Here is a 24,703-nt window from a genome sequence, read left to right on the forward strand (position 1 = left end):
CCCCCCCCCCCCCCCCCCCCCCCCCCCCCCCCCCCCCCCCCCCCCCCCCCCCCCCCCCCCCCCCCCCCCCCCCCCCCCCCCCCCCCCCCCCGCCGTCGTACCGCCTGCCGTCCGCTCAGCCCTGGAGGCGCCTCTTCACCGCGGCGGCGACCCGGCCGCCCTCGGCCAGGCCGGCCACCTTCGGGTTCACGATCTTCATCACGGCGCCCATGGCCCGCGGCCCCTCGGCGCCCGCCGCCTTCGCCTCCTCGACGGCCTGGGCGACGATCCCCTCCAGCTCCTCGTCGCTGAGCTGCTTCGGCAGGTATCCGGCGAGGACCTCGCCCTCCGCCTTCTCCCGCTCGGCGCTCTCGGCGCGGCCGCCCTGGGTGAAGGCTTCGGCCGCCTCCCGGCGCTTCTTCGCCTCCTTGGCGATCACCTTGAGCACCTCGTCGTCGGAGAGCTCACGCTTCTCCTTGCCCGCGACCTCTTCGTTGGTGATCGCGGCGAGCGTCATCCGGAGCGTGGCCGAGCGGAGCTCGTCACGTCCCTTGATCGCGGCGTTGAGGTCGTCCTGCAGCTTCGACTTGAGCGTGGTGGTCATGGCACCGATTGTCGCAGGTGCCGCATGCCCGACGCCCGCCGATTTACCCACCTCACGCACCGCCCGGTCTCTGAGCGCTCGCTCGGTCTGACACGATGGTCATATGCGCGCTCGATACGGAGTACCCCTGGGAATCGCGGCGTTCGGCGCCGCGGGTGTGTTGTACGCGGCCGGCTACGAGGTCCGTTCCTTCCGCCTGCGCCGGGTGACGGTCCCGGTCCTCCCGCCGGGGATGCGCCCGCTGCGCGTGCTCCAGGTGTCCGACATCCACATGGTGAGCGGCCAGCGCAAGAAGCAGCGCTGGCTGCAGTCGCTGGCGGGCCTGCGCCCGGACTTCGTGATCAACACGGGGGACAACCTCTCCGACCCGGAGGCCATCCCGGAGGTGCTGGACGCGCTGGGCCCGCTGATGGAGTTCCCGGGCGCGTACGTCTTCGGCTCCAACGACTACTACGGGCCCAAGCCCCGCAACCCCGCCCGCTACCTGCTGGAGAAGGTGAGCGGCAAGCACGGCCTGAACGGCAACCCGCCGGTCGTCGGCGCGATCCACATCGACTGGGAGGAGCTGCGGGACGGCTTCGACGGGGCGGGCTGGCTGAACCTCACGAACACCAGGGGCACCCTGAAGATCGAGGGCGCCTCGATCGAGCTGACGGGACTGGACGACCCGCACATCAAGCGCGACCGCTATCCGCAGGTGGCAGGCGGCCCGTCCGCCACGGCGGACTTCTCGATGGGCGTCGTGCACGCCCCGTACCTGCGCGTCCTGGACTCCTTCACGGCGGACAACTACCCGCTGGTCCTGGCCGGCCACACTCACGGCGGCCAGCTCTGCGTCCCCTTCTACGGCGCCCTGGTCACCAACTGCGACCTGGACGCGGACCGGGTGAAGGGCCTGTCCACGCACACGGCCGAGGGCCGTACGTCCTACCTGCACGTCTCCGCTGGCTGCGGCACGAACCGCTACACCCCGGTCCGCTTCGCCTGCCCGCCGGAGGCGACGCTGCTGACGCTGGTGGGCCGGGAGTAGGCCCGGCGGACGGGACCGCTGGACCGCTGGACCGCTGGACGCACCGCTGGACCGATGAACGTATCGATGAACGTACGGATGAACCAACCGGTGATCGGAATAACCCGCTCGGCGTAGACCGAAATGCCGCACATGCCCCTTTGTCCATAATTTGGGGGCATGACGACTCCTCCGATACCCAGGGACATTCCCGACCTCCCCGCGGTCCCGGGCACGCCCGTACTCATACCCGGACACGTTCCGGCGACGGCCGTGGTCGCCCCCATCCGCCGTCCCGTGACCGCGGTGTTCCGGCTCCTGACGGCCGTGCTGGCGGCGGCGGGCGTGGCGCTGGAGCTACTGCTGGGCAGCTCGGACCGGATCCTGAGCTACTTCGGAGTACAGGCGGCGATACTCCTCGCCCTGGTCAGCCTCGCCTCGGCCCGCCGGGCCTGGCTTGCGGGCCGCCCGCTGCCCTCGTCGCTGACCGGCGCGGCACTCCTCTACGCCGTGATCTCGTCCCTGGTCTACCACCTGCTCCTGGGCCACACGACTCCCCCGTTCTCGATGACGGGCTCGACGCACCTTCCGGTGGCCTGGCACGGGCAGTGGCTGGCCCTGCAGCTCCTCTACACGGCGGCCCCCGCGGCGGCGCTCCTGGACTGGCTGATCCTCACGCCCCCGGGCCGCCTCCACGTCCGCCACACGCCGGCATGGATGCTGTACCCCCTGGCCTACCTGGCCTTCACCCTCGTCCGGGCGGAGCTGCTCCTTCCCGGCACGCCGGGCCGCTACCTCTACCCCTTCCTGGACGCCGAGCAGCACACCTACCGCGCCATCCTCGCCAACGCCCTCCTCATCGGCCTCGCCTGCTACGCCCTGGCAGTCCTCCTGGTAGCCCTGGACCACACCCGCCCGAACCCGGTCGGGCGCCGCCCCTAAACCGGATTTCGTCTCCAGCCACCAGTGGGCTAAAGTAAACGACGTCGCCGCGACAAGCAGCACAGCAGCGACACCGGGGTGTAGCGCAGCTTGGCAGCGCGCTTCGTTCGGGACGAAGAGGTCGTGGGTTCAAATCCCGCCACCCCGACAGCCGAAACACGAGGTCAGGGCCGGTTTCCCTTCACGGGAAGCCGGCCCTGACTCGTTCCACAGGGTCTCTGGGGAGTGAATGGGGAGTGGATCAAGGAAATCGATTCCCCCGACGTCACCCTTGACGCGCTCTCAGCAACGCATCGAGCGCGCGCACCGGTGACCGCGGGTGCATGGCAGACCGTGCCGCCAACGCCTCCTCCCACTGCTCGGTCAGTTCGCCCATGAGCCGGTTCCTCATGCGCGCGGTGATGTGCGAGTAGCGGGCTTGCACCGAGCCATCCACGGGCCAAGGGGAGGGTAGTGGGTTGAGGAGGATGACGCCGCCATGGCAGCGGAAGGGGTGCCCTCCCCCTACAGCGGAAGGGCACCCCAAGGGCGGTCAGCGGCGGTCGTCACGGTCGTGGTCGCCCCAGCCATGGTGGCCCCAGCGGTCGTCACGGTCGTGGTCGCCCCTGCCATGGTGGCCCCAGCGGTCATCACGGTCGTGATCGCCCCAGCCATGGTGGCCCCAGCGGTCATCACGGTCGCCGCGCCCGTGGTCACCATGCTCGTGACCACGGTCGTGCGTGGCATGAGATACCACCGAGGACGCATAGGTTGCGGCGCTGGCACCAGTGGCACCGCCCAGCAGGACGGCGGCTGCGACGCCCAGCGCGGCGACAAGACGGGAAACCCGCATTCCGTGCTCCTTTCTCGGCAGGTGCCTGTTGCGCCTGCCTGGTCGGACACGTCAATACTTACGGCCGAAATGTCGCGTTAGGTGGATATTCGAATCAAAGACACCTTTTATGATTGTCTGTGCCGAGTATAGGAATCGGCGCCCGGCGTGTCGGCGCACGCGCGCACGCGACTCGGAGGCCCGCCCCGTCCACCAGGGTGAATTTGCATCACACGATCTCGCCGAAGCTCCCCACCCCACACTTGTCCGCGATCACCTCCAAGAACAGCAATCACCCGTGACGCGCTCTCGGCAGCGCATCGAGGGCGCGGCGAAACTGCAACTCGCCTTGTGCTTCCACCACGCCGTCCTCGCCGCCCAGGACGACCTCGCCGACGCGATCACCCGCCTGCGCGAACTTACACAGAGCGGCGACTACGCCTACTACGTCGAGATCGCGCACTTCATGGCCGGCCTTCCGCTTCCCGAGCACACCGCGCGAGCGCGGTGGATCGACGGAGAACGACAGACGCGTGAACGATGGCGGCACCTGGTTGAGGCCCGTCGCAGTCGGCTCGGCACGGCTCGGTAGGCCCGCAACGGGCAACGTCGACACGAAGCCAATGGCCCCCACGGTGTCCAGGCGCCATCTGGGAGTCGACCCACCCCCCAAGCCCCTTCGATACCACCGCACCCCAACGCCACTACGATCGCCCGTCATGGACTGGCTGGAGCGCACCGCGAAGCTGAGGCAGTGGAGCAGAAGCGGGACCCGCGCTCCGCACAAGCCGCTGCTGTTCCTGTACGCGCTCGGGCGTTTCCAGCGGGACGCCGACGGTGAACTGCGGTACAGCGCGGTGGAGGACGATCTCAGACGGCTGCTGGCCGAGTACGGTCCGCCCAACAGAACGACGCCCGCCTACCCGTTCCACCATCTGGTGAGCGACGGCGTGTGGGAGGTGCGCACCGAGCGCGGGCCGGGCAGTCCCGGCAGTGGCGTGCGGGAGCTGCGGGAGGTCGGAGCCGCAGGGCGGCTGACGCCGGAACTACGGGCGGCGCTGCGGCGCGAGCCGTCGTTGCTCGGCCGGATGGCACGGGTCCTGCTCGACCTGAACTTCCCGCCCTCGCTCCACGGCGACCTGTGCGAAGCCGTCGGACTGGAGCTGGAGCCGGCGGAGACCGAACAGCTCTCGGCCGTGCGCAGGCGGCGGGATCCCCGGATGCGGGAGCAGGTCCTGACGGCATACGAGTACCAGTGCGCCTTCTGCGGCTACGACGGCAGGATCGGCGCGGTGCCGGTCGGGCTGGAGGCCGCGCATGTGCGCTGGTGGGCGTTCGACGGCCCTGACGACGTCGACAACGGCCTGTGCCTGTGCTCGCTGCACCACAAGCTCTTCGACAAAGGCGTCCTCGGCATCGGTGACAGTCACCGCATCCTGGTCTCGCAGCGCTTCGTCGGCCACAGCCCCACCGCCCGCGAGCACGTCATAGCGCTCGCCGGCCGCCCGCTCATCGGACCTCAACCGGGTGCCCGTCCCGTTGCGGCGGTCCACCGCTCGTGGCACACCAGCCAGGTCTTCCACGGCAGCCCACGCCCCGCCCCGGCCGCCTGATCGCCGAGCGTCGATCACGTGACCCACTGGTAAGGAGTGCGATACCAGGAGTATGGTCTCTTATATGGCGACGAAGAAGGTAACCGTGACGATCCCCGAGGATCTCCTGGACGAGATCCGCGCGGACGCGGCAGAGCGGGGCCTGTCGGCGTATGTCGCCGAGGCGCTGCGCTTCAAGCGTGACCGGGACCGGCTCCGAGAGCTGGTCGACTGGCTGCAGGAAGAACACGGCCCCGTCACCGAGGACGAACATTCGGCAGCTCTCGACGAGCTGGACGATCTCGACGCCGAGCATGAGCGGCGTCGAACCGCCGGAAAGCACAACGCCGGAGAGGCTGCGTGAAGAAGCGAGCCGGCGAGCACGGACAGCGCCCCCTCCGCGTCTTCGTACTGGACTGTGAAGCCCTGTCCCACGCGGTGCGCGGCGACCGGAAGATGATCGCCTGGCTCGATCTCGCGGCACGCGGGGAAGCCGAGGTGGTGACATCCCCGATGACACTGGTCGAGACGTACGACGGCAGAACGACCGAGCAGCGCTGGGACTGGGTACTCTCCCGGCTCCAGGTCGTCGACATCGGGAAGGACGAGGCCCGCCAGGCACGCCGACTCCTGGCCGACGCCAAATTGCATGGCCACAAGTACGCGATCGACGCCGTGCTCGCCGTCATCGCGCGACAGCAAAAGGGACAGGTCACCGTCTTCACCTCGGACGTCGACGACCTGGAGAAACTGGTCCCGGACACGATCGTCGTCAAGAAGGTGTGACCCGACCCGCGCCCCTCCAGCACCCGCACCCACGCTGGTGATCACTCGCAATGCCATCGCGCACTTTGCCCGGATCACATCGGCAGTCTCCGACGCCAGGCAGCGGACGGCGAATAGAGTGGCCGACTCGACTTCCTGGCACCGATGGGCCGGTGGATTGCCTTCGGGCCACAGGGCTGACTCTCCAGCACCATCCATACAGCAGCGCCCTTGGGAGCCATCTGGGAGCCGCCCCGCTCCAGAAGCCCCCTCCACGCCGCCCGACACCAACCGGGACCACCCACCTGACCTGCACAAACACAATCCAGGCAGGAAAGATCAATAACCGGTCCTCGTTCGGGACGAAGAGGTCGTGGGTTCAAATCCCGCCACCCCGACAGCCAAAGGAGCAGGTCAGGGCCGGTTTGAGCAGGGAGTGGATCAAGGAAATCGACTCCCCGAGCGTCACCTCTGACGCGCTCTCAACAGCGCATCGAACGCGCGCACCGCGATCCGACAGGCGCCCGCGGCCTGCCCGAAGGGGACGCGTCTCCCGGTCGGCGCGGTCACCAGCTGCGCGAGCAGGTGATGCCGCGGGCAGCCTCACCAGCTCAAGCAGTCGAGGCCCCGCACCCACGTCGATGCTGCGGCCGGTACTGCGACTGCGCCCGGAACAGCGCGGTGAGGGCAGGCATGCGCAGCCGGCGCCGACACGAGTACGACGATCACGACCAACACTGGCAGCGCAGCCCACCGTCCTTCGGTGCGTAGACTGTTCTTGAACGCGTTCAATTCTGCGATCGGGAGTGGTGTCCATGGGCTTTCTGGTCGGGTCTCCGGCCGCGCTTCGCGCCGGTGCGTCCGATGTACCGGCCGCCGCGGAGGCACCACCCGAAGGGCGGGGAGACCGGAGCGCAGTGACGGGGTGGCAAGGGGTGCTGGCGCGCTGGGCTGTTGCTCTGGTGTGGTGCTACGAGGGCCTGTGGTGCAAGGTCTGGCCGGGGCGGGACGATCAGCGGGCCATTGTCGGGGACGTTCCCCATATGCCGGCTTGGGCGGTGACGGCGGCGCTGATCGTCATCGGGATCGCGGAGGCGGCCATCGGTTTGTGGGCGCTCTCCGGGCTGTGGGCGCGGGCCGCCGCTGTCGTGCAGACGGCGCTCGTGGTGGTGTTCAACGCGGGCGGACTGCTGTTCGGCCTGGATCACATAGCGGAACCGGGGCGGATGCTCACCCAGAATCTGGCCTTTGTAGCGCTGGTCTGGCTGGTGGAACGGACCTCACCCGGAGTGGCGGTCCGGTGAGCGGCACACCGTGGGCACGCGGCCGGATCATCAGCGGGTCGGGGGGCCCCCGCCTCTTGTTCGGGCGGATGTACGAGGACTGCGGCATCGAGCTCGGCGTCCTGCCCAGCGCGGGGGCGCGGGTGCTGTGCATCGCCTCCGCGGGCGACACCGCCGCCGCCCTGCAGCAGGCCGGTCACGACGTGACAGCCGTCGACGTCAACCCGGTACAACTCGCCTACGCGCGTGACCGGCTCGCCGGCAGAACCACCACGGAAGGCTCCGCAGAGACACTGATGCGGCTGGGCCGTGGAGCGGCCGGCGCACTGCTGCCGGCCTGGCGCGGGCCCGCACTGCGCGCCTTCCTCGCCCTCGACGATCCGGCCGAACAGGCCCGGCGATGGCGCACCGCCCTGGACAGCCCGGGGCTGAGACGGCTGATGCGGCTCGCGCTGCGGCCGGGCGGCGCGCTTGCGGTCGCGCTGCGCCCCTCGTTCGCGCACGTGGTCCCGGCACGCTTCGACAAGGTGCTCAGACGACGCCTGGGGCGGACCGTCGCCGGGCACGCCAATGCCCGTAACCCCTGGATGTGGCGGCTACTCGCGGGGGTCGAACTTCCGGGGACACAGCCGCTGTTCGCGCCGGACGTCCACTTCGTCCACGCCGACGTTGTCGATGCGCTGGAACAGGCTCCGCGGGCCGGCTACGACGCCGTGACCCTCTCGAACGTGCTCGACGGGCCTGGCCCCGCCTTCGCCGGCCGGCTGCGCGCCGCCGTGCGTCATGCCGTGCGTCCCGGCGGCATCGTCGTTCTGCGCAGCTTCCGCGAGCCCACGGCGACCGGACCCGGCTGGGCGGCGCAGGACCGATCGGCGCTGTGGGGCGTGGTGCGCGTCGTGCGGCTGGGCGCAGACCCCTCGGGCGCCGAGGACAGGAGGATCGACCCGTGAGGCACTTGGTGCAACGTCATCCCATGGCGGTGAGCACGCATTTCGCGCACTCGCTCGTGCTGACCTACGCTCTGCCCGCCGAGGCGCTGCGCCGGCTGGTGCCGCCGGGCCTGGAACTCGACACGTACCCCCGCGGCGAGCAGGGCGTGGAGTACGGCTTCGTGGCCGCCGCCCTGGTCGACACCCGTGCCCTTCGGCCGGCGTTCCTGCCCGCGCGGCTGGGCCGTGACTTCCTGCTGACCGGATACCGCGTTTTCACCCGCTTCCGCACCCCTGGCGGGCGCACCATGCGGGGGCTGCGCATCCTGCGCAGCGACACCGATACCCGGTTGATGCGGCTGGGCGGCAACCTGCTCACCCGCTACAACTACCGCCTTGCTCATATCAGTTCGCGCGTCACGGACGGCACCCTGGAATTCCGGGTCGACAGCGCCGACGGGCACGCCGACCTGCTGGTGCGTGCCGACCTGCGCAGCGCTCCGGCGCCGCTGCCACCGCACAGCCCCTTCGCCGACGCCCGAGCCGCCCGCCGCTTCGCCGGCCCACTCCCCTACACCTTCGAGTACGAACCCCAGACCCGCTCCGTGATCGTGGTCAAGGCATTCCGTACGCAGTGGGACCCGCAGCCGGTCCGTGTCGATGTGCGTCGGCTGACCTTCTTCGACCACGGCCCGCTCGCCGGAACCCGCCCCGTCCTCGCCAACGCCTTCCACGTTGCGGGCGTCGACTACGGCTGGCACCGCGGTGTGCGCCGCACCGTGAACGGCGGCATACGGTGACGCTGCGGCACTCCGGCGTCCGCGACGTCATCGCCTACAACTGGCCCCAGTACGCAGCAGGTGCGGCGACTGCGGCGGCTGCGGCCCTCCTTGCTCCACGTCTGCCTCGCGCGCTGCGCCCCCTCGCCCGGACGGGATCGGTCGCGGCACTCACTCTGCTGTGCACCGCCACGGCGGCGAGCTGGCACGTCTACGACCGCTCCGGCCTGTACACGTACGACTGGCTGGAGGACCTACTGCCTCGCATCCCGTCGGCATACGTGGTGGTGAGCACCGGCCTGGACGAGGTGAGCGCCCCACTCGCCGCACGCTGGCCGAAGTCCCAGCGCACCGCCATCGACCTGTACGACCCGGCCTTGACGAGCGAGGGGTCCCTGCGCCGCGCCCGACGCCGGGTGCCTCCCCCCGCCCACGCCGCACCGGGCCGCCCAGAGGCGCTGCCGCACCCGGCGAACTCGGCCGACGCCGTCCTGCTCGTCTTCGCCGCGCACGAACTGCGCCGCGCGCAGGACCGGGAGCGGCTGTTCACCGAATGCGCCCGGCTGCTGCGGCCCGGCGGCACACTGCTGGTCGCCGAGCACCTGCGAGATGCCGCCAACACGGCCGTGTTCGGGCCCGGCGCCTGGCACTTCCTGCCCCGCCAGGAATGGTTGCGGCTCGCCGCCCACGCGGGGCTGGAACACAGTGCCGAGCGCCGCTTCGCGGGCCTGATCGCGGCATTCGCCTTCAGCAAGGATCGAAAGTGACCCACCTTCTCAGTCTCACTGGCCAGTTGCGCCTGGTCGGCGTCGCCCTGATCTTCATGGGACTGGTGCACGTCGCGCTCCCGCGGATACTGGGGTGGCCCGCCGACCTGCGGGCCAGCAGCCTGCTCACCCGCCAGGTCTCTTACGCGCACCTGTTCTTCATCGCATTGACCTGCGCACTTCTCGGCTCCCTTCCGCTGGCCTTCGCGCCGGCCCTGCTCACCGGCGCACCCCTGCCGACGTTCCTGCTCTGTGGCCAGACCCTGTTCTGGGGCCTGCGCTGGATCATGGAGTTCGCCTACTTCTCACCCCGGACATGGCGCGGCCATCGCCTGCGCACCGCAGGCCATGTCGGGCTCGCGGTGCTGTGGACCTGGGTGACGGCCGTGTTCGCGGCAGCGACGGCGCACGGGTTGCGGTGAACCCGGCACCCCCGCTCAAGTTCACCGCCAAGGGGGCGGAGGAAGGCCGGAGGGGCGCTAGGAAGGTGTGAGCGGCAGGTCGTCCGTGTAGGCGTTGACCGGTTGAGCGACCTGCTCGGTGCGCCCCACGTCGAGGGCTGCTGTTGCGGTCTTCGTACCGAGGGTGCCCTGGGGATGCCATGTTCCGGTGACGGCCACCCAGGTGTTCGCGGGGAGGGCGTCGGTGCCGTACATCCGGACCTTGACCGACTGGGCGTCCGCCGCACAGCAGGTGAAGATGATCCGGGTCAGGTACCAGCCGCCGCCCTGGCCGGCCGGGGTGACGAAGCCGGTCATCCGGACGGTACGGCCCTTGATGCCCAGCGTGCGGTCCTGCTGGACCCGGGCGGTGAATTCGCTGAGCGTCATGGGCAGGGGCGAGGTCCCGGCGGGCAGCGGGTCGAACTCCTTCTGTTTCTTCACCACCTTGGCCGTGGCACGCGAGGCCGAGTAGGCGCCGAGGGCGGGCGGGGCGTAGAGGAGGAGGCTGAGCGCGGGGAGGAACAGCAGCCAGGCGATGCGCGGGGCGGTGGAGTGGTCGTGGCCGTGGCCGTGGGTGTTCTCGTGGACATGGTCGTGGCCGTGGCCGTGGGTGTTCTCTCGGTCGTGGTGGTGGTCGTGCTCGTGATCCGGTCCGTGGTCGTTTCGGTCGAGGGCCGCGCCCGCCAGGCCGAGCAGCAGCAGGAGTACGCCGGATGCGATCAGCAGCGGGCGCAGGCCCTCTTTGACGTAGCGCAGGTAGAGGTCGGTGAAGAGGGCGGCGTGCAGCAGCCCCATGCCGGTCAGGGCCAGCAGGACGACTTGGGCCGGGCGCTTCACAGCAGTGCGCCTCCGATCAGGACACTGGTGACCACGGCCACGACCGTGGTCGCGGTGGAGAAGCGGACTGCGAACGCCCGGCCGAAGGTGCCGGCCTGCAGGGCGATCAGTTTCAGGTCGACCATCGGACCGACCACCAGGAAGGCCAGCCGGGCGGTGGGCGAGAAGCCGGTGAGGGAGGCGGCGACAAAGGCGTCGGCCTCCGAGCAGACCGCGAGCAGCACGGCGAGCGCCGTCAGGAAGAGGACGGACAGCCAGGGCGAGCCGGAGAAGGTGTCGAGGACGGAACGGGGCACGGTCACGTTGAAGGTGGCCGCGGCCATCGCACCGAGCACCAGGAAACCGCCCGCGTGCAGGAAGTCGTGCTGGAAGCCGCGGCGGAACTCCGTCCAGCGGTGGTGACCCGGCTGATGGCCGGTGTGGCGGACAGCGGGCCGCAGCCACTCCTCCCGCCCCAGCCAGAGCCACAGCCAGCCCATGACGGCGGCAGTGGCGAGCGAGGCGAGCAGGCGGGCCACGACCATGGCCGGACTGCCGGGAAAGGCGACCGCCGTGGCGGTGAGCACGACGGGGTTGATCGCGGGTGCCGAGAGGAGGAAGGCGAAGGCCGCGGCCGGGGTGACGCCGCGGCGGATCAGGCTGTTCGCGACGGGGACCGAGGCGCATTCGCAGCCCGGCAGGACGACGCCGGCTGCACCGGCAACCGGGACGGCGAGCGCGGGGTGTCTGGGCAGGACCTTGGTGAACAGGTCGGCCGGTACGAAGGCGTTGATCGCGCCGGACAGGACCGTGCCGAGCAGGAGGAACGGCAGCGCCTGGACGGTGATGGCCAGACAGACGGTGCGCCAGGCCGAGACGGCGGGACCGTTCAGCCACGAGGTGCCGGTGAACACGAGGGCGAACGCCAGTCCAGCGACAGTGACCACGCCGACGGCCCATGGGCGCGGGACGGTGCGTCGCCCGGGTAGCGCAGCGGGCGCGGTCGCCACTCCACCTCTCACATCGAGCATTTCATCCGTTTTTGGCATTTTTACTCCGGATGTCGGATGTCGAGGCCGAAGATAAGCGAGGAAGGCGCCCCGCACGGCACCCACACGCCGCCACGGATGAATGACGAGAATCAGGACTGACCGTCTTTTTAGGGTTCCGCCCTCCAGGCGGTGCCATGCGGTGACGCCGCATCGCGCAAGAGGGTGACATGACCGGACAGGGTCAGGTCATTGCCCTCGCACCGGGGGCGTCCGCCGTCGCCGCCGTCGCGGGAGACGAGCGGGGCCGGCTCCGGGTCGGTGGCCACGCTCGACCACCACGCAGGGCAGTGGTCGACAGCACCGCGTCCGCGGGGCGTTCGAGGGTGAGAGTGCCGAGTCAGCCAGGCGCGTCGATCACGGTTCTGACGTAGCGGGCCCGGTCCGACCTGGCACTGGAGGCCGCCGGCGTGGTCATCGTCCGCGACGAACCCCACCCTCCGGGTCGTCCACCCGGTCAGGTCGTCCAGGCCGTCGACGGCCGAGACGACACGGTCGCCGGTAGGTCCGTCTGGCTCGGCTACCACGGGCGGCCCTGCCCGGCGTGACCAAGAGCAGCTGGTGACCTGCGCGTTCGACGCCGTCCTCATGCGGACCACAGACCCTTCCCAACAACCCTGCGGACAGGGGCAGGTGAGGTCCTCGCCAGTTCCACGGGCCCCCTAGGTCCCGTGTCGGTGGCAGGCACTACAGTTCGATCCGTTGCGTGATGTTCACAGCAACCGTACAGAGAGCGCGGCCGGCCTCCGGACATCGGGGCAGCGTGGCTGCGCCGTTCCCGTGGGGGGAATCCAGCAGTGAGAACACGCTCTTTGGTGTCGGCGGCCGTGTCCGCCGCGCTGGGCGCAGCGCTCCTCGCCGCGCCGACGCTGGCGTACGCGGACGGCGGCCCCGGGCAGGACCCGGCGGCCACCGCGACCACGAGCCCGACGACCGATCCGACGCCGTCAAACACGCCCACCAGCGCTCCGTCCGGCGCTCCTTCGGACACCACGCTCCCGTCCGACCCGCCCACCGGCGAACCGTCGGACACCCCGACCTCCGCCGATCCGACCCCGTCCGACTCGCCCTCCGGCGACCCGACGCCCGACCCGACGCCCGACCCGACGCCCGACCCGAGCAGCCACGCGCCTGCCGACGGCACCGGCGCCCCGGTGTTCGGCGACGTCGGCTCCGATCCTTCCGACGCCGGCTTCCTGACGGTCGCCGTCTCCTCCGACTCGGCGATCACCGAGGTGTCCGCCGACCTGACCGAGTCGCACGGCACGGACCCGGCGACCATCGCGGTCACCGGCTTCACGCTCGTCTCCGGCACGCCGCAGGACGGCGTCTGGCGCTCGCCGCGCATGTCGCAACTGCCTTCGTACGGCAAGTACACCGTGGCGGTCAGCGCCGAGGACAGCGACGCCGACAGCACCTCGGCGGCCGCCGTCACCACCGTGGACGTCGAGCCGCAGCCGGTCTTCGCCGACCGCGCCATCAGCCCCGACGTGCTGGACGTGGAGCACCGGCACGTCACGTTCGACGGCCGCATCTCGCTCTTCGACCCGATCACCGGCGACACCTCACCGCTGGCCGGCAAGGCGCTGAGTGTGGTGGTCGACCACTACTCCTACAGCGCCGCCACCGCCGCCGACGGCAGCTACGCGATCGACCTGGCCCCGCGGCTGGACGTCGAGGACGAGACGTCCGTGCCGGTCTCGGTCTCCTTCTGGATCGCCAACCCCGACGGCACGAGCACGTATGTGCCCGTCGACAGCAAGACGCTGCAGGTCGTGGTCAGCCCGAGCAGGATCCGGCTGGACCACTCCAGCGTGCGGGTCAACTACGGCACCAAGGTGTCCGCGTCCGGTGTGGTGGAGTACCTGTACGACGGAACCTGGCGCCCGGCCAAGGGTGTCGCGCTCGACATGGGCTACTACGCCGAGGCGACCAGCGGTGCCGACGGACGTTTCAAGCTCACCTACCCGTACCTGCTGTCCGACGACGGCACGTTCACGGTGGAGACCAGCCAGGACAGCTACCTGGCCGATCCGTACCTGACCGCCTCGCAGGCGCAGCTCAAGGTCGACGTCATCAACCGGACGAACATCTGCTTCTGTTCGAGCTGGATCGACGAATACTCCGACCTGCACATCCAGGGCAGCATGACCGCCAGCAACGGCAAGGTACCGCCGAACCGGAAGCTGTACCTCCAGCAGTCGGCCGACGGCAAGACCGGCTGGAAGTCGCTCGGCTGGTTCACCACGAAGTCCGACGGCACCTTCAACCTCGACGGGTACGTGGCCGTGCCGAAGGGCTACTGGCGGCTGTACTCGGCGGGCTCGTCGGACTACCAGCCCGGCTACTCCAACTCCGTGCACTTCAACCGCACCGCCACCAGGATCGCCGGCTTCAACGCCGGGCCCGAGCCGGTGCGCAAGGGCCACACCGTGACCACCACCGGCACCTTGCAGCGGCTGAGCGGCACGAAGTGGGTGGCGTTCGGCAAACAGCGCGTCTACATCCTCTTCCAGGCCAAGGGCAAGAAGTCCTGGACGCAGTTGGGCTCCGTCAAGGCCGACTCGCACGGCCGCTTCACCGCCCGCTTCACCGCGAAGCAGGACGGCACGTGGGTCGGGGTCTACCTCGCGTCCGGCACCTACGTGGACGCCGAGAGTTACCACGACTACGTGGACGTGCGCTGACCAGCCTTCTCGACCACCACGAAGGGCGCCCAGGGAACCTCCGGGGCGCTCTTCTCCGCAGCGACTCTCTCCTTCCGAGGCGCCGGGACGGCACGCGATGCCCCTCCTCCAGGCCCCGGCGCAGTGGTCGTGGGGCCTGGGAGGAGTCCCCCCGCCGGCAGGTGGCGTCAGTCGCTCGCCAAGCGGCTGCGCAGCAGTGACTTGCCCAGCTCTGCGCCCTTACGGCTGTCGGCCTGTGCCTTGGTGAACAGCTCGACCAGTTGCGTGTCCTTCGCCCGCTCGGCGTCCTTGATGAAGGTGTCCAGCCGGAGGGCGTTCTCCAGGCAGCTCTCGACGTACCAGAGAAGGTTGTAGTCCTTGTCCTGCGTTCCGGTGATGTTTCCGGTTTCCGTGGCGCTGGCCATCGTCGCATCACTCCGTTCCGCTGTGTCGAAGCGGGCGCTCAGCCCGCTGACGTTGTCTTCCGGACCGGTCGCCGAGTACCCCGGTGGGACACGACGCACCGGGGACAGTCGCCCCTTTCGTCGAAGCGGCATGGCCGCGATGGGGGCGGCCCAGCGCGGAGCAGGTTTCCCGCCCTGCTCATCGGACACTCGGACGAGGACGAGAACGGGGACAGGACGGACGAACCGGACGTCAACCGGCCGGACCCAGAAGGAAGATGAGCCGCTGTGACTGCGGAAGTCAGTAAGCCGATCGCCGCTCGCCGCCCCGAGACGGGCTGGGCGAGGGCCCGCCGCCTGCGCGGGCAGGGCATACGCACCTGTCTGCGGCCGACGCTCGACGGCAACGCGGGACGGCGGGTACGGCAGGGAGACGACTGGAACGTCGTACGGGGCGAGGACTGACCGATGCCGCACGGACTCCCCGGGGCACCTCGGCACGCCCCGTAGCGGGACGGCGGCGCATCCGACCGAGTGCACCTGGCGCGGTTCGGTGCCGATTCCCGCTGGGCCGGGAACCAGTGACAGCTGGGCGGGACGGTTCCGTCCAGGCATGACCATGACAACGAAAGGCGGAGAGACGATGGGGCACGGCGGAGACGCGATTGCGGAGCTGATGACCGACCACCGGGAGGTCGAGGAGATGTTCGCCCGGATCAAGGCGATGCCGGGCGGCGGACAGGAACTCCGCGACGTGGTGGACGAGGTCACCATCGAGCTGGTGCGGCACTCGATCGCCGAGGAGGAGTACCTGTACCCGGCGGTACGCGAACACATCGAAGGCGGCGACCGCATCGCCGACAAGGAGATCGCGGATCACAGCCGGGTCGAGAAGCTCCTGAAGGAACTGGAGAAGAAGGACATCGACGACCCGAAGACGGGCCCGCTGCTGCAGCTGCTCATGGACGAGGTCTCCGCCCACGTCCGGGACGAGGAGGACAACCTCTTCCCCGCGCTGCGGCAGGCGTGCACCGCCGAGGCGCTGAACGACCTCGGGGACAAGATCCGCCGGGCCAAGTCCATGGCCCCCACCCGTCCGCACCCCTCCGCCCCGAACACCCCGCCCGCCAACAAGCTCCTCGCACCGGGTGCCGGCCTGGTGGACCGGGCCCGCGACCTCATCACGGGCCGCGGCAAGTCCTGACCGAGGCCGAGCCGGTGTTCCCGGGCCGGGGCCGCGCCGTGCGGCCCCGGCCCGTCCCTTGGACGCGGCGCGCTCGCGCTCTGTGACGCGGCTCATTCCCTCTTTCGGTTCGGCTGCCTAGGCTGACGGGTCACGAGCGGGGCAGCGCGGCCCCGCACAACCGCTCGCGGGACCGATCTGCCGGACACAGGCGAGCACGCTCCCCGAGGGACCGACCGCCGTGACCGACGACCTCACACCTGTCATAGCCGCCTCCACCCGCTGGCTCCTGGCTGCCTATCCCGCCCCCGGCGGGGCGCTCAGCCGGGCACTGGCCGAGGCACAGGCCCGGCAGGCCGTCACACTCGCCGCCACCCTGTGCTACCCCACCAGCCTCGACGTGCAGCTGCTCCACCTGCTCGCCCCCGGTGGATCCGACCGGCTGGACCGGCTCAGGGGATACGAGCCGCCGTCCGGCGACGCCGACTGGCGGACCTGGGTCGACGAAACCGTCGTGAGCTGGGCCGCCTGCCTCCTGGCCGACCCCGGCCTGGCCGCCCGCGCCGTCCGCCGGGTCCTGGCCGTGAGCGAGCACCACACCACCGGCGGCCTCCACCGGCTGACCAGCCCCGGGGAGCGGGACGCCGAGGCCACACCTCTGCTGCGCCATCCCGATCTGCTGGAGCACGTCGCGGGCCTGCACCGGCCTCGGCTCATGGAAGCGCTCAGCCTCGACGGCGCGGACCTGCCCTGACCCCAGCGCCCGGGAGGCGCTCGCTCCGCCCGGGCGCGGTGAGACGTGCGCCGAGGAGCGAGCTATGCACCGGTGGTGCCGTCGCGCAGGGAACGGATCATGCTCTGCAGGCTCCGGAACGCGCTCGACTGCTCGGACTCGGTCATGCCGGCCAGCATTCTGGCCTCGACGGACCGGACGGCCGCGCTCGCCTTCTCCAGGCTCTGCCGGCCGCGTGGCGTGAGCCGGGCGGGAAGCGCCTTCCCGACGGGCGCTTCCGCGGGCCTGGTCACATAGCCGTCTCGTTCCAGGGCCTGGAGCAGCACGTTCATCGACTGTCTTGTCACGAACGCGCCACGCGCGAGCTCGGAGTTCGACAGGCCCGGCCGTTGCGCCAGCAGTTCGAGACAGGAGTAGTGCGTCACGCTCATCCCGAGCGGCCGCAGCACCTCCTCCATGGCAGCGCGCAGGACACTCGAAGCCTCTTTCAGCAGGTAGCCCAGTGATGTGTCCAGGTCGACGCCGGCACCCTTTTGACTCATGTCAGAAGTCTGACATACGGTGGCGCGTGTCAGGAATCTGACACGCATGCAGAGAAGGAGCATCACCATGCCCGCCACCGGTCCCGACTTCATCTCCCTCCAGGCGCGCGATCTCGACGCTTCGCAGGCGTTCTACGAGCAGTACCTCGGTCTCGTCCGCTCGCCGGCCGGGCCTGCGCACGCCGTCGTCTTCGAGACCAGGCCGATCGCGTTCGCACTCCGCGACGTCGTCCCCGGCACCGATCTCGCATCCGTCGCCCAGCCCGGCATCGGGGCCGCGATCTGGCTCCACGCCACCGACGTCCAGGCCATCCACGACGCGCTCGCCGCCGACGGCCACACCATCGTCTCCGCACCGGTCGACGGCCCCTTCGGCCGGACGTTCACCTTCGCCGACCCCGACGGCTACCACGTCACCCTCCACGACCGCACCTGACAGGCCGAACCGGAGGCTCACCGCCGCGCAGGCCGTCCGGCACAGGCGCGGTGAAGGTGCCGCGTCCGGCTCAGCCGACCGCGGTGCCGTCGCCTTCCGTCGAGGCGAGGGCACCGTCAGGGTGGCCACCGGCTGATCCCCGGTGGGCGAGGGCGGCGAAGCAGCGGTGTCCGCTCGTCCACTGGTCGGTGACGGTGAGGGCGAGGTCGGCGGCGATCCGGTGGAGCGCCGGTCGCCCGAGCCGGGCCCAGGGAAAGGACGGACCGCCCTGGCCGTGGACGTTCTCGAAGCGGGCGGTGCACCGCTCTTCCACGTCATGGGGGTCGATCTCCACGACGAGGCGTCCGGTGGGGGCGATGATGCGGCCGCAGCGGCGCAGCAGACCACGGGGGTCGCCTCCGATACCGATGTTGCCGTCGATGAGCAGCGCCGTCCGCCAGCCTCTCTCGGCCGGCAGCCGGTCGAAGACCGACCGGTGCAGTGCGAGGCCGCCCAGGGCGGTGGTCAGCGCGACCGCGCGAGGGGTGATGTCGACCCCTAGGGCGAAGACCCCCCGGCCCAGGAGTGCTCTGCACATGCGTCCCGGACCGCAGCCGACGTCGAGGACGGGACCGGCGCAGCGTTCCAGCACGCTCCTGTCGGCCGCCGTGGGCTGCTCGTGCCAGCGGTGGACCGGCATCCGGATGCGACGCCCGTCGTCCAGCCGTAGATACACCGGTTCCCGGCCGGGTCGCAGGGCGAGCGCGTAGGGATCCTCGCCGGCGTTGTACAGCTCCTCCTCGTCCGTGGTCACGGTGCCGTGCCAGGTCCGGCGGCGGGTCGGCTCTCGTTCTCGCCGCCCGGTCGGCGGCCGCGGCGCCGTTTCACGGCGAAGTCCCTGACGATCCGGCGATGAGCACCTGCCTAACGGTGTTCGGGGTTCTCGTAGTCGCGGCGGCAGCCGGCGTCCCAGGCGGTGCGCTGGTTGCCGTAGGCGGGGATACCGCCGAGGTCCTTCAGCGCGCGGGCCAGGTGGAGCAGGTTCCAGGTCATGAAGGTGGTGTTGCGGTTGGTGAAGTCGTTCTCCGGGCCGCCGGAGTCCGGGTCGAGGTACGAGGGGCCGGGGCCCGCCTCACCGATCCAGCCGGCGTCCGCCTGGGGCGGGATGGTGTAGCCGAGGTGCTGGAGGCTGTAGAGCACGTTCATGGCGCAGTGCTTGACGCCGTCCTCGTTGCCGGTGATCAGGCAGCCGCCGACCCGGCCGTAGTAGGCGTACTGGCCGGCGTCGTTGAGCAGGCTGGAGCAGGCGTAGAGCCGCTCGATCACCTGCTTCATCACCGAGCTGTTGTCGCCGAGCCAGATCGGGCCGGCCAGCACGAGGATGTCGGCGGCGATGACCTGCCGGTACAGGTCGGGCCAAGCGTCCGTCGCCCAGCCGTGCTCGCGCATGTCGGGCCAGACCCCGGTGGCGATGTCGTGGTCCACCGCCCGTACGACGTCGACGTGCACGCCCTGCGCCCCCAGGATGGCGGTGCTGCGGTCGATCAGCCCCTGGGTGTTGCTGGTCTCCGGCGAGCGCTTGAGGGTGCAGTTGATCACCAGCGCGCGCAGGTCGTCGTACCGGGCCGGCGGCACGTCGGTGGCGGGCGACGAAGCGGTCACACGTTCCTCCTGAAAGCCCTGCCGCCGACGGGTGCGCGGCGAGTCGTCCACGTCCGGGCTCCAAGCCTGTGGGCCGCCCGCGCCGGGCGCCACCGCGGCGCCTCCGAACGGGCCCCCGTGACGGCGTTCGGGTTGCGTGTGTCTCCGCCGACGAGGTGCACCGGAGACAGGCGGAGGGGCGCGCGGGATCAGTCCCGCTCATGCGGGAAGCCGCCCCGGCAGGCCCGCACCATCCGGCGCCGGTCCCGGCGCACCAGCACGCTGGTGCAGGCCGCCACGACCAGTACGGCGGCGGCGACGGGGATCAGGAAGGACGTCATGCCCTCTCCTCCCGCAGCACCGGGTGCCGGGTGCCCGGGGCGGCGGCCCGGTCGATCGCCGTCTCCACGGCCGCGATCCGGTCGGCGAGCAGCCCGAGGGCGGAGACCGCGCGGGTGAGCGGGTCGCTCTCCGGGCCGCCGAGGGTCTGGGTGCGGACGTACGCGGCTCTCACCTCGGCCCAGCGGAGGGCCTGGTCCGCCGTCAGCGTGCCGCGCAGTTCGGCCAGCTTCAGCAGGTTGGCCTCGGCGCCGGTGGTGAGGGTCCGGGCCTCGGCGGTGTAGTGGTCGTCGAGGAGGGCGGCGAGCTCGGCGTCGTCCATGACCGGCTGGATGCGCTGGGCGATCCTGTTCATGGTGCGGTAGGAGCCCTGGAGCCGGAAGGGCGGTTCGGTTCGGCCGGCGTCGGGCTGGGCGGCCGAGGCGATGTAGGCGGCGTTGACCGCGAGGACCGTCTCCCGGGCGGTCAGCAGATGGCGCAGCACCGCCAGGATCCCCGCCAGCTCGGCAGGCGGGTACGGATGGACGAGTCGGTCCGCGTGGGCGGCGGGGTCGCCCTCCGCCATCCGGACGAGCAGGTCGAGGTCGGCGCGGTCACGGCCGGCGAGCGGGGCGAGGACCTGGTTCGAGGTCAGGGCGTTCTCGACGAAGCTGACCGCGAAGGCGTCCTCCCTGCCCGTCAGGATGTCGCCGAGGTTCCACACGTCGGCGCGGTTGGCGAGCATGTCGGGGACCTGGAAGCGGCCGCCGGACCCCGTGTGGGGGTTACCGGCCATGCAGACGGCGAAGCGCTTGCCCCTGAGGTCGTAGGTGCGCGGTTCGCCGTCGCGTACGCCCTCGACGCGGCGGGTGGCGTCGCACAGCGGGATGAACCTCTGCAGCAGTTCGGGCGAGGTGTGCTGGATGTCGTCCAGGCAGAGGAGGACGTTGTTGCCGGCCTCCAGTGCGAAGTTGATCTTCTCGACCTCCCGGCGGGCGGTGGCGTTCGGGGCCTCGGCGGGGTCGAGCGAGGTGACCGCGGGTCCGAGCGCCGGGCCGTCGACCTTGACCAGGAGCAGGCCGAGGCGGTCGGCGACGTACTCGACGAGGGTCGTCTTGCCGTAGCCGGGCGGGGAGACGAGCAGGAGGAGTCCGCCGGTGTCGGTGCGCTTCGTCTGGCCGGTGGTGCCGAGCTGTCCGGCGAGGCTGTCCCCGATCAGCGGCAGGCAGACCTCGTCGACGAGCCGGTTGCGGACGAACGTCGGCAGCACCCGCGGCCGGTGCTCGTCCAGCCGGATCCGCGTGCGCTCCGCGGCCACCAGTGCCGTGCGGCGCCGTTGCCAGGCGCGGTGCGCGGGGACCTCGTGGGTGCGGAACTCGCGGGTGCGGGCGAGGATTTCGTCGATCCGGACGGTGAGCGTACGGCGGTCGATGCGCGGGTGGGTGCCGAGCAGCCCGGAGACGGTCCCGGTCAGCGGTGCGTCGGATACGTAGCGGGGCAGCTCCGGGCAGAGCTCGGCCGCCACCGCCTCCGCGAGGTCGCCGGGGGCGCCGTCCACCCCGGTTGCCGTGGTGTACGACGTCAGCCACGCCTCGACGAGTTGCCGGCGGCCGGCCAGGGAGCCGAGGGCCGCGAGGTCGTCGTCGTACGCCGGCGTGCCCACGGTGCGGCGGAACGTGTCGAGCAGCGTGCGGGCGCCGGTACTGATGACGAACCCGTCGGGGCCGGTGCTGAGTTCCTCGAAGAGGTAGCAGGCGGCGGCGGTCGCGGTCGGGCCGCCGATCGCCGTCGCCAGTTCCCCTTCCAGATCGGCGATGGCCGGGGCGTGGCCGAAGGTCTCGCGGGCGCGGGCCAGGGAGCGGGCCCGGCGGGTCCAGGCCGTACGCGCGTCGGCGGTGGTTGCGTGCGTCCAGAACAGCTGGGCGGCGGCGCGGGCGGCGGGCTGGTGGCGGAGCGGGCCCGCGCCGTCGTGCAGGCGCAGCAGGGCCGTGAGGATCAGTACCGCGTCGTGGTCGTGGACGCCTCGCTCGTACCCCTCGTCGTAGGCCGCCTCCGCCGCCTGCCGGACCAGGGCGGGCAGGTCGGCCTCCGCGAGCGCGGTGGGGCCGTGGTCGTCCAGGAGCCGGGCCGCGAGGTGTTCGGCGCGGTAGACCTCCGGGGACTCCGAGGGCAGCGGGCGGTCCCAGTAGGGGCGGGTGGCCGCGAACTCCGGGTCGGTGACCGGGGCGCGGTAGTCGGTGCCGGTGACGGCGAAGGCGAGTCCGTCGCCGTGCGGGACCAGGGTGAGGTCCAGGGGCTGGGTGTTCACGGCGAAGCGGTGGGTGCCGAGGCGGAGCGTGCGGCCGTCGTCGGTGTACAGGTCGCCACGGTCGCGCAGGGCGCGCAGGGCTTCCTGGTGGGCGGCCCTGAGGCGGCCGTCGAGCTCCTCCGCCCGCACCTGGTCGCCGAGTTCACGCAGTTCGCCGATGGTGCGGCGGACCTTGGCGGGCAGCGGGTCGGAGGTGAGGAACGTGGTGACGGCTTCCGTGTCCGGGAGGGTCGCCGCGCGCCGGGTCACCGTGGCGAGGACACGGGCGGCCGAGTCGGCGAGGCGTTCGGCGCGGCGGGCGCGGGTGTCGGCGAGGGTCTGCTTGCGGGCGGCGAACGCCTCGTGCACCTCGTCGCGCTTGTCGGCGAGCGTGCCGAGGAAGTCGTCGAACTCGGCGAACCGGGACTCGAGGTTCTCGATCTGCACGAGGACCCGGGCCAGTTGTTCCTCGCACGACGCGGGGCTGTCGGCGGCGGCGAGCGCGCCGGTGACGGTCTGCCCGAGCAGGGTGGACTCGGCGGCGAAGGCGGCGCGTCCCTCGCGGTCGAGGAGCTCGCGGCGGCGGCCGTCGAGGGTGGCGCGGGCGCGGTTGAGACCGCCCAGGACCTCGGCGATCCGCTCCAGGGCGGCGGTGCGCACGGTGGCGTCGCCGCCGTCGAGCCCGGCCACGACCTCGGTCACCGTGCGCAGTCCGTCGGCGAGTTCGTCGAGGTGTGCGGAGACCGTACCGGCCGCGGTGACGGTGGTGATCGCCCCGGCGCCGGCGGTCAGCCGCTCGACGTCCGCCCGGTGCTCGGCGAAGGCGTCCTCGCCAGCGAGGTGGGTGACGGCCCGCTGCCCGAAGACGGCGAGGTCGGCCTCGGCGGCGGTGGCCAGCTCGTCGATGCGGGCGGTGTCCGCGTACCGCATGTCCCTGAGGGTGAGCAGGTGCCCCTGGGCGTGGCGGAGTTCGGTCAGGCCGGCGACCCAGGCGGCGGCCCCGTGCGGGGCCTTTCCGCGCAGGCGTCGTACGACCGCGGTGATCCGTGCGTCGGCCTCGGTGAGCGCGGCGGCGGCCTGCCGGGTGAGGGCCTGGACGGTCGCGAACTCGGTCAGCACCTGTTCGGCCGTGGCGCGGACCTGTGTGAGCGGTTCGTTCAGGTCGCCGAGTTGGGGGTCGTCCAGCCAGTGGTGGACGTCGGCCGCGCGCACGCATGCGGCGGCCAGCGCCTCGTACACCGCGCCCGTCGGCGTCGTGCCGGCGACCGCGCGGGTGATGGACAGGCAGTCGGAGATGCCGCGCACCAGGGCGGCGTTGCCGACCCGGGCGAGCGGACCGGTGCCGAGGGGCTGCGCGGCCGCGTGGGTGTCGGAGACGTACGGGGAGTTCCACAGCTGGAGCGGGTGCACCCGCAGGGGCTCGTCGCCGTCGGCGGGCAGGACCGCCAGCGTGCCGTCGTCGAACAGCGCCCACCCGTGGCAGGACAGCGGGGCGGCGACCTCCTTGCGGATCATGTTGTACGGCAGCAGCAGGCTGCGGCCCGTCACGCGCGCGTGGAAGGCGTACAGCACGTCCTCGCCGTTCGGGGAGCGCACCTCGCGCTCGAACACCAGGTCCGCGATGTCGAGGTCGTACGTCCGGTGGGCGCCCGTGGCCAGGCAGTACCCGCCGGGGAAGACGATGCCCTGGTCCTCGGGCAGGCGGCGGCAGGCCGGGCCGATGCCGTCCAGGCGGACGACGGTCCTGGTCAACGTGTTGAAGACCAGGTGGCGGTCGGAGTCCTCCTTGTAGGGGCGGATCCGCAGCAGGATCAGCGCACCGACGCGGGCGTGGGCGATGTCCGCGTCGGCGAGGGACTGCAGCGGCTCGTCGACCGCCTCGGAGTAGATGCCCTCGTCCGTCTCGGTGTCGTTCTCGACCTTGACGGTCAGCGTCCCGCCGGCCGTCGCGACGAAGACCTCGCCCCCGACGGAGACGTGCGGATGGCGGCCCAGGACGTGGTCCTCGCGGGTCGTCGCGGTCCACTCGACGTCGTGGGAGGGCGGCAGGACGTGGTCGCGGTCGCCGCGCGCGTCCAGGAACGCCGCCCGGCCGTCGTCGGTGAGCGTCCAGCGCAGGACGCGGATGTCGCTGCCGCTCTCGCCGGTCTGGAAGACGGCGAGCAGCTTGCCGTCCACCCGGTGCAGCCGGAGCAGGCGGGCCTGGCGGTAGTAGCGGTGGAGTTCGGCGATCTCGCGGACGAACGCGGGGTCGTCGAGCAGGCCGGGCACGGCGTCGTCGGGCAGCCGGGCCAGGTCCCGGTCGTAGAGCGCGAAGACGTCACCGGCCGGGCTTCCGGGCCCGGGGTTGTGGCCGAGGAGGGGGGTGCCTCCGGCGGCGACGGGGTCGCGGGCCACCCCGGCTTCCCCGGTGCGCAGCCGTCCGGTGCCGGCCAGTTCGAGGCGGGCCGAGCCGAACTCCTCGGTGCGGCGGGCGTTCAGGGCCTCGGCGCGGCGGGCGAGTTCGGCGGCCTGGGCGGCGAGCCGGGTACGCAGCACCTCGTAGGCGCCGGTGTCCGGCGTGCCGGCGCCCGGAACTCCGCGGGCACCGGTGTCCGGCGTGTCACTGCCCGGTGCCTCGTACGTCCCGGTGTCCTGGCCGGTGCTCATGGGTCCCTCTCAGCAGGTCGAAGGAGATGCGTGGCCCGGGGGGGGCGTCCCCCGTTCGGGGGGTTCCGGACACAGGACTGTGCACCCCCCGGGCTGT

The 24,703-nt window shown here is 71.3% G+C and carries 26 protein-coding genes and 1 tRNA gene; 17 read left to right on the top strand and 10 right to left on the bottom strand.

Annotated features, from left to right (window positions below; genetic code table 11):
- Positions 1-115: 115 nt before the first annotated feature.
- Positions 116-583: a GatB/YqeY domain-containing protein gene (locus tag ACZ63F_RS25750; protein WP_093500168.1), complete on the bottom strand. Its 468-nt coding sequence runs from the start codon at positions 581-583 to the stop codon at positions 116-118.
- Between the two features lie 103 nt (positions 584-686).
- Here ACZ63F_RS25750 and ACZ63F_RS25755 point away from each other — a divergent pair, with 103 nt between their 5' ends.
- The 3 genes from ACZ63F_RS25755 (at position 687) to ACZ63F_RS25765 (ending at position 2,682) form a co-directional block, all read left to right on the top strand.
- The gene (locus ACZ63F_RS25755) at positions 687-1,613 is read left to right on the top strand and encodes a metallophosphoesterase (protein WP_469714000.1); all 927 of its coding nucleotides are present in this window, start codon (positions 687-689) and stop codon (positions 1,611-1,613) included.
- A gap of 159 nt (positions 1,614-1,772) precedes the next feature.
- Positions 1,773-2,534, top strand: a complete 762-nt coding sequence (locus ACZ63F_RS25760; protein WP_469714002.1) for a Pr6Pr family membrane protein — start codon at positions 1,773-1,775, stop codon at positions 2,532-2,534.
- Positions 2,535-2,608: 74 nt separating this feature from the next.
- Positions 2,609-2,682 (top strand) — tRNA-Pro (locus tag ACZ63F_RS25765).
- Positions 2,683-3,066: 384 nt separating this feature from the next.
- Here ACZ63F_RS25765 and ACZ63F_RS25770 read toward each other — a convergent pair.
- On the bottom strand, positions 3,067-3,366 hold the full coding sequence (locus ACZ63F_RS25770; protein WP_469714004.1) for a hypothetical protein: 300 nt from the start codon (positions 3,364-3,366) through the stop codon (positions 3,067-3,069).
- A gap of 277 nt (positions 3,367-3,643) precedes the next feature.
- On the opposite strand from ACZ63F_RS25770, the gene ACZ63F_RS25775 reads away from it, so the two are divergent.
- The 9 genes from ACZ63F_RS25775 (at position 3,644) to ACZ63F_RS25815 (ending at position 9,882) form a co-directional block, all read left to right on the top strand.
- Positions 3,644-3,937, top strand: coding sequence for a hypothetical protein (locus ACZ63F_RS25775; RefSeq protein ID WP_469714006.1), 294 nt, complete (start codon positions 3,644-3,646; stop codon positions 3,935-3,937).
- Between the two features lie 127 nt (positions 3,938-4,064).
- Complete coding sequence (locus tag ACZ63F_RS25780) at positions 4,065-4,958, top strand: phosphorothioated DNA-binding restriction endonuclease (RefSeq protein ID WP_469714008.1); 894 nt, start codon at positions 4,065-4,067, stop codon at positions 4,956-4,958.
- Positions 4,959-5,022: 64 nt separating this feature from the next.
- Positions 5,023-5,301 carry a ribbon-helix-helix domain-containing protein gene (locus ACZ63F_RS25785; RefSeq protein WP_469714010.1) on the top strand — a complete coding sequence of 93 codons (279 nt, stop codon included), beginning with the start codon at positions 5,023-5,025 and terminating at the stop codon, positions 5,299-5,301.
- Positions 5,298-5,723: a PIN domain-containing protein gene (locus ACZ63F_RS25790; RefSeq protein ID WP_469714012.1), complete on the top strand. Its 426-nt coding sequence runs from the start codon at positions 5,298-5,300 to the stop codon at positions 5,721-5,723. The genes ACZ63F_RS25785 and ACZ63F_RS25790 overlap by 4 nt, the downstream gene beginning before the upstream one ends.
- A 794-nt stretch (positions 5,724-6,517) precedes the next feature.
- Entirely contained in the window at positions 6,518-7,006 is a 489-nt protein-coding gene (locus ACZ63F_RS25795; RefSeq protein WP_469714014.1) for a DoxX-like family protein, read from the top strand.
- Positions 7,003-7,935: a BtaA family protein gene (locus ACZ63F_RS25800; protein WP_469714016.1), complete on the top strand. Its 933-nt coding sequence runs from the start codon at positions 7,003-7,005 to the stop codon at positions 7,933-7,935. The genes ACZ63F_RS25795 and ACZ63F_RS25800 overlap by 4 nt, the downstream gene beginning before the upstream one ends.
- Positions 7,936-7,958: 23 nt before the next feature.
- Entirely contained in the window at positions 7,959-8,714 is a 756-nt protein-coding gene (locus ACZ63F_RS25805) for a DUF2071 domain-containing protein (protein ID WP_469714018.1), read from the top strand.
- Complete coding sequence (locus ACZ63F_RS25810) at positions 8,711-9,460, top strand: methyltransferase domain-containing protein (protein WP_469714020.1); 750 nt, start codon at positions 8,711-8,713, stop codon at positions 9,458-9,460. Before ACZ63F_RS25805 ends, ACZ63F_RS25810 begins: the two co-directional genes overlap by 4 nt.
- Entirely contained in the window at positions 9,457-9,882 is a 426-nt protein-coding gene (locus ACZ63F_RS25815) for a hypothetical protein (protein WP_469714022.1), read from the top strand. Before ACZ63F_RS25810 ends, ACZ63F_RS25815 begins: the two co-directional genes overlap by 4 nt.
- A 57-nt stretch (positions 9,883-9,939) precedes the next feature.
- Here ACZ63F_RS25815 and ACZ63F_RS25820 read toward each other — a convergent pair whose 3' ends face one another.
- The gene (locus ACZ63F_RS25820; protein ID WP_469714024.1) at positions 9,940-10,740 is read right to left on the bottom strand and encodes a TIGR03943 family putative permease subunit; all 801 of its coding nucleotides are present in this window, start codon (positions 10,738-10,740) and stop codon (positions 9,940-9,942) included.
- Positions 10,737-11,750 carry a permease gene (locus tag ACZ63F_RS25825; protein WP_469714026.1) on the bottom strand — a complete coding sequence of 338 codons (1,014 nt, stop codon included), beginning with the start codon at positions 11,748-11,750 and terminating at the stop codon, positions 10,737-10,739. Before ACZ63F_RS25825 ends, ACZ63F_RS25820 begins: the two co-directional genes overlap by 4 nt.
- A gap of 815 nt (positions 11,751-12,565) precedes the next feature.
- Here ACZ63F_RS25825 and ACZ63F_RS25830 point away from each other — a divergent pair.
- Positions 12,566-14,455 carry a hypothetical protein gene (locus ACZ63F_RS25830; protein WP_469714028.1) on the top strand — a complete coding sequence of 630 codons (1,890 nt, stop codon included), beginning with the start codon at positions 12,566-12,568 and terminating at the stop codon, positions 14,453-14,455.
- Between the two features lie 167 nt (positions 14,456-14,622).
- On the opposite strand, the gene ACZ63F_RS25835 is transcribed toward ACZ63F_RS25830, so the two are convergent.
- Positions 14,623-14,859 (bottom strand): hypothetical protein, encoded by a 237-nt coding sequence (locus ACZ63F_RS25835; protein ID WP_351962636.1) that lies wholly within the window; start codon positions 14,857-14,859, stop codon positions 14,623-14,625.
- A 267-nt stretch (positions 14,860-15,126) separates the two neighbouring features.
- On the opposite strand from ACZ63F_RS25835, the gene ACZ63F_RS25840 reads away from it, so the two are divergent.
- The 3 genes from ACZ63F_RS25840 (at position 15,127) to ACZ63F_RS25850 (ending at position 16,775) form a co-directional block, all read left to right on the top strand.
- Positions 15,127-15,303, top strand: a complete 177-nt coding sequence (locus ACZ63F_RS25840; RefSeq protein WP_469714030.1) for a hypothetical protein — start codon at positions 15,127-15,129, stop codon at positions 15,301-15,303.
- 178 nt (positions 15,304-15,481) lie between these two features.
- Positions 15,482-16,042 (top strand): hemerythrin domain-containing protein, encoded by a 561-nt coding sequence (locus tag ACZ63F_RS25845; protein ID WP_457685686.1) that lies wholly within the window; start codon positions 15,482-15,484, stop codon positions 16,040-16,042.
- A gap of 220 nt (positions 16,043-16,262) precedes the next feature.
- On the top strand, positions 16,263-16,775 hold the full coding sequence (locus ACZ63F_RS25850) for a hypothetical protein (RefSeq protein WP_469714032.1): 513 nt from the start codon (positions 16,263-16,265) through the stop codon (positions 16,773-16,775).
- A gap of 62 nt (positions 16,776-16,837) precedes the next feature.
- Here ACZ63F_RS25850 and ACZ63F_RS25855 read toward each other — a convergent pair whose 3' ends face one another.
- Positions 16,838-17,296 (bottom strand): MarR family winged helix-turn-helix transcriptional regulator, encoded by a 459-nt coding sequence (locus tag ACZ63F_RS25855; RefSeq protein WP_469714034.1) that lies wholly within the window; start codon positions 17,294-17,296, stop codon positions 16,838-16,840.
- Between the two features lie 67 nt (positions 17,297-17,363).
- Here ACZ63F_RS25855 and ACZ63F_RS25860 point away from each other — a divergent pair, with 67 nt between their 5' ends.
- The gene (locus tag ACZ63F_RS25860; RefSeq protein ID WP_469714036.1) at positions 17,364-17,732 is read left to right on the top strand and encodes a VOC family protein; all 369 of its coding nucleotides are present in this window, start codon (positions 17,364-17,366) and stop codon (positions 17,730-17,732) included.
- A 70-nt stretch (positions 17,733-17,802) separates the two neighbouring features.
- Here the strand turns inward: ACZ63F_RS25860 and ACZ63F_RS25865 are convergent, their stop codons facing one another.
- The 4 genes from ACZ63F_RS25865 to ACZ63F_RS25880 all read right to left on the bottom strand — a co-directional run bounded on the left by ACZ63F_RS25865 (position 17,803) and on the right by ACZ63F_RS25880 (position 24,606).
- A complete protein-coding gene (locus tag ACZ63F_RS25865) occupies positions 17,803-18,525 on the bottom strand; it encodes a class I SAM-dependent methyltransferase (protein WP_469714038.1) in 723 nt (240 codons plus the stop codon).
- A 110-nt stretch (positions 18,526-18,635) separates the two neighbouring features.
- Positions 18,636-19,373 carry a flavodoxin family protein gene (locus ACZ63F_RS25870; protein WP_469714040.1) on the bottom strand — a complete coding sequence of 246 codons (738 nt, stop codon included), beginning with the start codon at positions 19,371-19,373 and terminating at the stop codon, positions 18,636-18,638.
- 188 nt (positions 19,374-19,561) lie between these two features.
- On the bottom strand, positions 19,562-19,693 hold the full coding sequence (locus tag ACZ63F_RS25875) for a hypothetical protein (RefSeq protein WP_469714042.1): 132 nt from the start codon (positions 19,691-19,693) through the stop codon (positions 19,562-19,564).
- Positions 19,690-24,606: a DNA repair ATPase gene (locus ACZ63F_RS25880; protein ID WP_469714043.1), complete on the bottom strand. Its 4,917-nt coding sequence runs from the start codon at positions 24,604-24,606 to the stop codon at positions 19,690-19,692. The genes ACZ63F_RS25875 and ACZ63F_RS25880 overlap by 4 nt, the downstream gene beginning before the upstream one ends.
- Positions 24,607-24,703 lie beyond the last annotated feature (97 nt).

The organism is Streptomyces sp. NPDC104761 (assembly GCF_055583445.1).

Bases quoted from the DNA above. Each gene is read 5' to 3' on its own strand.
- ACZ63F_RS25770 (WP_469714004.1), bottom strand. From the start codon at position 3,366: ATGCGGGTTTCCCGTCTTGTCGCCGCGCTGGGCGTCGCAGCCGCCGTC.
- ACZ63F_RS25755 (WP_469714000.1), top strand. From the start codon at position 687: ATGCGCGCTCGATACGGAGTACCCCTGGGAATCGCGGCGTTCGGCGCC.
- ACZ63F_RS25880 (WP_469714043.1), bottom strand. From the start codon at position 24,606: ATGAGCACCGGCCAGGACACCGGGACGTACGAGGCACCGGGCAGTGAC.
- ACZ63F_RS25760 (WP_469714002.1), top strand. From the start codon at position 1,773: ATGACGACTCCTCCGATACCCAGGGACATTCCCGACCTCCCCGCGGTC.
- ACZ63F_RS25860 (WP_469714036.1), top strand. From the start codon at position 17,364: ATGCCCGCCACCGGTCCCGACTTCATCTCCCTCCAGGCGCGCGATCTC.
- ACZ63F_RS25805 (WP_469714018.1), top strand. From the start codon at position 7,959: ATGGCGGTGAGCACGCATTTCGCGCACTCGCTCGTGCTGACCTACGCT.
- ACZ63F_RS25835 (WP_351962636.1), bottom strand. From the start codon at position 14,859: ATGGCCAGCGCCACGGAAACCGGAAACATCACCGGAACGCAGGACAAG.
- ACZ63F_RS25795 (WP_469714014.1), top strand. From the start codon at position 6,518: ATGGGCTTTCTGGTCGGGTCTCCGGCCGCGCTTCGCGCCGGTGCGTCC.
- ACZ63F_RS25845 (WP_457685686.1), top strand. From the start codon at position 15,482: ATGGGGCACGGCGGAGACGCGATTGCGGAGCTGATGACCGACCACCGG.
- ACZ63F_RS25875 (WP_469714042.1), bottom strand. From the start codon at position 19,693: ATGACGTCCTTCCTGATCCCCGTCGCCGCCGCCGTACTGGTCGTGGCG.
- ACZ63F_RS25855 (WP_469714034.1), bottom strand. From the start codon at position 17,296: ATGAGTCAAAAGGGTGCCGGCGTCGACCTGGACACATCACTGGGCTAC.
- ACZ63F_RS25825 (WP_469714026.1), bottom strand. From the start codon at position 11,750: ATGCTCGATGTGAGAGGTGGAGTGGCGACCGCGCCCGCTGCGCTACCC.
- ACZ63F_RS25785 (WP_469714010.1), top strand. From the start codon at position 5,023: ATGGCGACGAAGAAGGTAACCGTGACGATCCCCGAGGATCTCCTGGAC.
- ACZ63F_RS25780 (WP_469714008.1), top strand. From the start codon at position 4,065: ATGGACTGGCTGGAGCGCACCGCGAAGCTGAGGCAGTGGAGCAGAAGC.
- ACZ63F_RS25750 (WP_093500168.1), bottom strand. From the start codon at position 583: ATGACCACCACGCTCAAGTCGAAGCTGCAGGACGACCTCAACGCCGCG.